This is a genomic window from Hymenobacter profundi, assembly GCF_019334315.1.
Classification (GTDB): Bacteria; Bacteroidota; Bacteroidia; order Cytophagales; family Hymenobacteraceae; genus Hymenobacter; species Hymenobacter profundi.
On sequence record NZ_JAHWGL010000151.1, the window covers coordinates 1 to 7,535 of the forward strand.

Consider the following 7,535-nt stretch of genomic DNA (forward strand, 5'->3'; position numbering starts at 1 on the left):
CGGTTTCGTTGCAAACGCCCTTGCGCTGGCCCGCTGGCCGGTAGGGTAGGGATTGTCATTTCGAACGCAGTGAGAAATCTGATGCTTGCAACTGGTGAAATCGTCAGCTACTGACAGACCTCAAGTTTCTCACTGCGTTCGAAATGACAGATAATCCTCCTTTTCGCTTTTCATCTTTCCATTCCCACTTTCCCTACCCTATGAAAAAACTATTGCTCTATCTGTCGTTGGCGCTGCTGACGACCACCGGCGCGCAGGCGCAAAAGACGAAAGCCAAGACCAAAAGCCGCGCCGTGGCTACGGCCACCACCGGCCAGATGTGGTCGGCCGACAAGGCCAACGCCTGGTACAAGCAACATCCCTGGATTAATGGGGCCAACTTCACGCCCAGCACGGCCATCAACCAACTGGAAATGTGGCAGGCCGCAACCTTCGACCCCGCTACCATCGATAAGGAACTGGGCTGGGCCGAGGGTATCGGCTTCAACGCCATGCGCGTGTTTCTGCACAGCGTGGCCTGGAAAGAAGACCAGGCGGGCTTCAAGAAACGCATGAACGACTACCTGGCCATTGCCGATAAGCACCACATCCAGACCATTTTCGTGTTTTTTGATGACTGTTGGAACAAGACGTCGCAGCCCGGCACACAGCCGGCGCCCAAAACTGGTATTCACAACTCGGGTTGGGTGCAGGACCCCGGCGACCCGGCCTCGCGCGACTCGGCTACCTTCATGGCCCTGAAGCCCTACGTGCAGGACGTGGTGCGCACGTTTGCCAACGATAAGCGCATCTTGCTGTGGGACTTATACAATGAGCCCGGCAACTCCGGTAAGGGCGATACGTCGTTGCCGCTGCTGCGCAACACCTTTGCCTGGGCCCGCGAAGTCAACCCTTCGCAGCCCCTGAGCGTTGGCCTGTGGAACTGGGACTTTGAGAAGCTGAACGCTTTCCAACTCGGCCATTCTGATGTGGTGACCTACCACGATTACGAGGAAGAAGCTTGGCACCGCCGGGTAGTGCAGCTGTTGAAAGCCAACGGCCGCCCACTGATCTGTACCGAGTATATGGCCCGGCCGCGCAACAGCCGCTTCGCCACCACCATGCCCATGCTGAAAAAAGAGAACGTAGGCGCCATCAACTGGGGCTTGGTTGACGGCAAAACCAACACAAAATACGCCTGGGATACGCCCCTGGCCGATGGCTCGGAGCCCATTGAGTGGTTCCACGAAGTGTTCCGCAAAGACGGCACGCCCTACCGCCAGGATGAAGCCGACCTCATCAAAAAGCTGAACGGTAAATAAGCTATGGCATTTCCAACCTTATTACGCACGCGTTTTCCAGCAAAAAGGGTAGCACCTGTGCGGTGGCTGAGCAGCTTGCTGCTGAGCGTAGCACTGCTAGGCGGGGTAGGGGGCTGCACCCGCCCGGCTGCTACCGCCCCCGCCGATGCGTCTGCTACGACTACAGCTCCAGAGGCTACTTTCACTAATCCGCTGCTACCCTCCGGCGCCGACCCGTGGAGCATCTACCACGACGGCTATTACTACTACACGCACACCACGGGCCGGAACATTACGCTCTGGAAAACCAAGTCGCTGAGCCAGTTGGGCACGGCAGAGAAGCGCGTGGTATGGACGCCTCCCGCCACTGGCCCCAACTCCCGCGAAATCTGGGCGCCGGAGCTGCACTACCTGCGCGGCAAGTGGTACGTGTACTATGCCGCCGATGCTGGCAACAACCAAACGCACCGCCTCTGGGTGCTCGAAAATGACTCGCCCGACCCCCTACAAGGCACCTGGACCGACAAAGGCCAGCTCACCGACGCCACCAATAAATGGGCTATTGATGGCTCTATTTTCGAGCACAACAAGGAGCTGTATATGGTGTGGTCGGGGTGGGAGGGCGACGTGAACGGCCGCCAGAACATCTACCTGGCCCACCTGAAAAACCCCTGGACCATAGACGGCCCGCGCGTGCTGGTGTCTACCCCTACCTACGCCTGGGAAAAGGATGGCGACCTAGGCGCCACCAGCAACCCGCCCCACGTAGACGTGAACGAAGGCCCCGAGGTGCTCAGCCACGGCAACAAGCTCTACCTTATCTACTCGGCCAGTGGCTGCTGGACTGATTCCTACAAACTAGGCATGCTCACGGCCTCCGCCAAAAGCGACCTGACCAAGCCCGAAAGCTGGACGAAAAGCCCCGAGCCGGTCTTTCAGGCAAACCCCACGAATGGCGTATACGCGCCCGGCCACAACAGCTTCTTCAAGTCGCCGGATGGCAAGCAGGATTGGATTCTCTACCACGCCAACAACCAGCCCGGTCAGGGCTGCGGTGGGTTTCGCTCGCCCCGCGCCCAGCGTTTCACCTGGAACGCCGACGGCACGCCCAACTTTGGTGTGCCGGTAGCGACGGGTACGCCCCTGGCGCGGCCGAGTGGAGAGAAGTAAGTGTGAGGAGTGGCTGTGTTGAACGATGTAGAGACGCATATTTGCGTCTCGTCGTTGAACGATTCAGGCGGTGGACGTTCAACGACGAGACGCAAATATGCGTCTCTACATCGTGCAATAGTAACGCAAACAGTTTCTGACTTACAGCTTTGCCTTGTAATGCACTTCCGGCAGCTCGCGTAGGCGCTGGGCGGCGTACTCAGCGGTGATGTCGCGCTGGGCTTCGGCCAGCAATTCGTAGCCTACCATGAACTTGCGCACGGTGGCCGAGCGTAGTAGCGGCGGGTAGAAGTGCATGTGCAGGTGCCAGCTTTCGTGCTCCTGGCCGTCGGTGGGGCGCTGGTGCAGGCCGGCGGAGTACGGGAACGAGGTCTGGAACAGGTTGTCGTAGCGGATGGTGAGGCGGCGGATGATGTCGGCGAAGGCTGTGCGCTCCTCGTCCGATAACTGCGTGATATCCTGCACCACGCGGCGCGGGAGCACCAGCGTTTCGTAGGGCCAGGCTGCCCAGAAAGGCACCAGCACCACAAAGTGGTCATTTTCAACTACTACCCGCTCTTTGGTGCGCAGCTCTAGGGCCAGGTAATCGGCCAGCAGGGTTTTGCCGTGCTCCCTGTAGTAGGCTTCCTGCTGCACGGTTTCTTTGGCCGGGTCGCCGGGCACGTGGCGTTGCGCCCAGATCTGGCCGTGCGGGTGCGGGTTCGAGCAGCCCATCATAAAGCCCTTATTCTCGAAAATCTGCACGTAGTTGATGTCCGGCTGGGCGCCCAGCTCTTGGAACTGCTCCACCCACACATCCACTACCCCACGGATGGCCTCCACGCTCATCTCGGGTAGGGTGAGGTCGTGGCGGGGCGAGAAGCAAATCACGCGCCCTACTCCCGATTCAGCCTTGGCTTGCAGCAGTCCTTCCACGTTCAGGTCGCCAGCAGGTACATCTGCTTGCAGGGCGGCGAAGTCGTTGTCGAACACGAAGGTGCCGGTGTACTGCGGGTTATGCTCGCCGTTGGCGCGCACGTTGCCGGGGCAGAGGTAGCAGGTAGGGTCGTAAGCAGGACGCTCGGCCCGGTCGGGTTCTTCTTGCTGGCCCTGCCACGGCCGCTTCGAGCGTTGGGGCGAAACCAGCATCCACTCCCCCAGCAAGGGGTTGAAGCGGCGGTGGGGGTGGTCGTTGAAGTTGAATTCAGCCATAGCGGTCTGGAATCTGAAAGGTGAAAAACAGGCCCTACGCGGGCGCCGGTGGGGGTAGGAAGCATACGCAGGTAGCGCCGCCTCCGCCGAAAATGGCAACAGGCTAGTGTCGGCTATCTGGCTTCCGCTCCGATTCTATGGTAGTTGGCAACGCTTCTACCCCGGCCACAATGGAGGTTTTATACGTCTCCAGGTGCAAGCCCAGGCGGCTTTGGTATTCAGCCGCTGCCCGCTCGCAGAAGCTGTCCACCAGCTCCGTAGGCACCAGGTTGATGGTGCAGCCGCCAAACCCGCCGCCCATCATACGGGAGCCCAGAATGCCGGGCGTTTCGCGGGCAATTTCCACCAGCACGTCCAGCTCGCGGCAGCTCACTTCGTAGTCGTCGCGCAATCCGGCGTGCGAGGCGTACATCTCCTGGCCAAATGCGGCTAGGTCACCCTGCACCAAATGCTGGCAGGCGGTTTCTACGCGTTGGTTTTCCCGCACCACGTAGGTGCAGCGGCGGTATACTACGTCGCCCAGCTCCTCGCGGTGCTCATCCAGTTGGGCCAGGGTAGCGTCGCGGAGGCTTTCGATTTCGGGGTAGTACTGCTGTAGAATCTGTACGCCCTTCTCGCACTCTTGGCGGCGGGTGTTGTACTCCGAGCTGGCCAGGGAATGCTTCACGCCGGAGTTGCACAATACAATATGGCAGGTAGCGGTGTCGAACGGGAAATACTCGTAGTCCAGCGAGCGGCAGTCGAGGCGCACTACGTGGTCAGCTTTGCCGAACAGGCTGGCAAACTGGTCCATGAGGCCGGAGCGCACGCCCGCAAACTGGTGCTCGGCCTGCTGCCCAATCAGGGCCAGCTCCATCCGACTGAAACCGGCAGCAAGCAGCTCATTCAGCGCAAACGCTAGTCCGCATTCCACCGCCGCCGACGACGACAAGCCAGCCCCGATGGGCACGTTGCCTCCGAAAGCACAATCGAAGCCCGGCACCGTAACGCCCCGCTGTTGAAATCCTGCCACCACACCTTTGAGGTAGTTGGCCCACTGGGTTTTGCCCGGCCGCACATCCTTCAGGTTCACTACGTAGTGCTCATCCTGATCTACGGAATACAAGCGCGCTTCCAACTGGTCATTCAGCGCCACGGCAAAGCAGATTTCCTTATCGATGGCTGCCGGCAATACAAAGCCGTTGTTGTAATCGGTGTGTTCCCCGATCAGATTGACCCGGCCCGGTGCTCGAACCAATAGGGGAGTAGCAGAAAAGTGTTGCCGAAAAGCGGCCTCAACGGTGGCTGAAAGCATATTACAGAGGGTAAATGGAACAGAAGGATGAATGCAAAAGAACAAAATTTACGCAAACGTTTGTCCGATTGTCAGTAAATAGTTCTCAAGAGTTGATAAGTCTTTTGTCAGTAGTGGTTTATGAGTCCGATACTTCCCTGTTAAAGACTTATAGAATGCTTTAAATTATAATTATTTAACGTAAAATGTTGACTTTAGCGCACTGAACACCTAAAATTGCATTTATTCTTTCGCGCAAGGTGGTATCCTTTGGACTCGCTTGGTTACCCGGTATCTTGGTAAATTCCCGTTATCAGTACGTTGATTTGCGCTCTAAAGCCTTTTTTTTCTGCTTATGTGCAAACGTTTGCGAATATTTTATTGACGATTTATAAGCAAACGTTTGCAAGAAGTTCCCCATTCCCACTTCCCTTTTAATTATCCCTCATGAAAAAGAATGTACGTTACCTACAGCAGATAGCGCTACCCTCGCTACTCTGCTGTTTGCCGATGACGTTGGCGGCCGCAGCGCCGCCAGTAGCACGCACTGCAACCCACGATGCGGTTGAAGTGGCTGATGTAGCCCTATCGGGCCGAGTAGTAGATGAAACAGGTACGGGCCTACCCGGTGTAAACGTAGTTGTAAAAGGTACCAGCAATGGCACCCAAACCGATGCTGATGGTAGGTATACTCTTACGGTACCAGACAATGCTACCGTGGTTTTCTCTTTTGTGGGTTACACCAGCCAGGAGGTAGCCGTGAATGGCCGTACTTCTGTTAACATTTCGTTGGCACCCGATGCCCAGACGCTGAACGATGTGGTGGTAGTGGGCTACCTCACGCAGAAGCGCGAGGATGTAACGGGCTCTGTGGCCACTACTACGGGCACAGAAGTGCGCCGCGCACCGGTAGCCACCGTAACAGAAGCCATTCAGGGGCGCTTGCCGGGTGTGCAAGTAACGAATTCGGGCGTACCCGGCCAGAGCCCCACGGTGAATATTCGGGGTATTGGCTCCATCAACAACGGCAGCAGCCCATTGTATGTGGTAGATGGCTTGTGGACGTTCGACATTCGCGACTTCAACCCACAGGATGTAGAAACCGTACAGGTGCTGAAGGATGCGGCCTCGCTGGCGGCCTATGGGGCCAGCGGCGCAAATGGCGTTATCATCATCACTACCCGGCGCGGGCGCTCGGGCGAGACGAAGGTGAACTTGAGTGCCTCGGGTGGTCCGCAGGTGATTGGCCGAACCTACGACCTGGTAGGAGCCGACCGGTGGCGCGAAATCAACAATCAGTCTTACGACAACGCCGGCCTGGCGCGGCAGCCTTTCGCTGCTACCGACAACGGCGTGAATACGGATTGGCAAAAGGAGTTGCTGCAACACGGCTCCGTGCAGAACTACGACCTGGGTTTTTCGGGTGGTGGTCCTAACTCCAACTTCCTGATTTCGGCTGGGTATTTCAACCAGAAAGGCATCATTGAAGGGCCAAAATTCGAGCGGTACAGCCTGCGCGTTAATTCGGGCTTTACCAAAGGTAAGCTGAAGGTAGGGGAGAGCCTGCTACTCACGCGGGCCAACCAAACCCGCCTGAACGGCGTGCCGTTCAACGACGTGCTGCGGATGCTGCCCGTGATTCCCGTGTATAATGAGGACAACCCCGGAGGCTATGGCTTCGGCAATACCAATGCCAGCACCTTTGGCACCAACCCTATTGCGCTGCAAAACCTGCTGAACGATACCAATACCCAAAATCACTTGCAGGGTAGTGTTTTCGGGGAGTTTTCGTTTACCAATTTCCTGCGCTACCGCCTCAACCTGGCTACTGACTACTACGCGTTTCATGACCAGGCCAAGCGGCAGTATGGGCAGTGGCGGCAAAACGACCCGCTGAACCCATCTAGCTTTGCCGAAAACCAGGGTAGCCGCTTCTTCGGCTTGGCAGAAAATACGCTGACGTTTGACAAGAGCTTTGGCCTGCACAACGTAACGGCCGTGGCCGGCTATTCCGAGCAGCGCACCGACTACAGCCTGACGCGTGGGATCAACTATGGCTACGGTACAGGGCCTACCTATTACTGGGCATTGGAAGCGGGTACGCAGAATCCGGCAGTGGAGGGCAATCAATACACCTTCACCAAGCGCTCTTACTTTGGGCAGGTTACCTACGATTACGACCAGCGCTACCTGCTGACGGGTGCCTACCGCCGCGACGGTTCTTCCCGCTTCGACCCGGCCAACAGATACGGTAACTTCTACGCCGCTTCGGCGGGCTGGCGTATTTCCAAGGAGCATTTCTTCGAAAACATCGGCAGTAGCATCAGCAATCTGAAGCTGCGCGCCAGCTACGGCTCCCTCGGCAACGACCAGTTGAATGGTCCTTACGGTGCTTCCTACCTCACTACGGCGGCTATCAATACCAACGTAAACTACCCATTCGGGCCTACCCAAACCATCGTAAACGGAAAGATTCAGACTCAGCTACCCAGCTTGCGCATTGGCTGGGAAGAGCGCCGCACCACCAACGTAGGTTTAGATATGAGACTTGTTCCCAAATAGTATTTTTGGGAATGCTTGATGTGAATACGATAACCGATGACCGGCAAATGCGGGCCTTA

General features: G+C 57.4%; 5 protein-coding genes. 3 read left to right on the forward strand and 2 right to left on the reverse strand.

Annotated features, from left to right (window positions below; all coding sequences use genetic code 11):
- Positions 1 to 200: 200 nt before the first annotated feature.
- Together KYK14_RS20850 and KYK14_RS20855 are read left to right on the forward strand one after the other, a co-directional pair.
- Positions 201 to 1,301 (forward strand): glycoside hydrolase 5 family protein, encoded by a 1,101-nt coding sequence (locus KYK14_RS20850; RefSeq protein WP_185283113.1) that lies wholly within the window; start codon positions 201 to 203, stop codon positions 1,299 to 1,301.
- A 3-nt stretch (positions 1,302 to 1,304) separates the two neighbouring features.
- A complete protein-coding gene (locus KYK14_RS20855) occupies positions 1,305 to 2,450 on the forward strand; it encodes a glycoside hydrolase family 43 protein (protein ID WP_219161625.1) in 1,146 nt (381 codons plus the stop codon).
- A gap of 141 nt (positions 2,451 to 2,591) precedes the next feature.
- Here the strand turns inward: KYK14_RS20855 and KYK14_RS20860 are convergent, their stop codons facing one another.
- Complete coding sequence (locus KYK14_RS20860; RefSeq protein WP_219161626.1) at positions 2,592 to 3,641, reverse strand: UDP-glucose--hexose-1-phosphate uridylyltransferase; 1,050 nt, start codon at positions 3,639 to 3,641, stop codon at positions 2,592 to 2,594.
- 103 nt (positions 3,642 to 3,744) lie between these two features.
- Complete coding sequence (gene galK / locus KYK14_RS20865) at positions 3,745 to 4,935, reverse strand: galactokinase (protein ID WP_219161627.1); 1,191 nt, start codon at positions 4,933 to 4,935, stop codon at positions 3,745 to 3,747.
- A 426-nt stretch (positions 4,936 to 5,361) separates the two neighbouring features.
- On the opposite strand from galK, the gene KYK14_RS20870 reads away from it, so the two are divergent.
- Positions 5,362 to 7,476, forward strand: a complete 2,115-nt coding sequence (locus tag KYK14_RS20870; protein WP_219161628.1) for a SusC/RagA family TonB-linked outer membrane protein — start codon at positions 5,362 to 5,364, stop codon at positions 7,474 to 7,476.
- Positions 7,477 to 7,535: the final 59 nt, after the last annotated feature.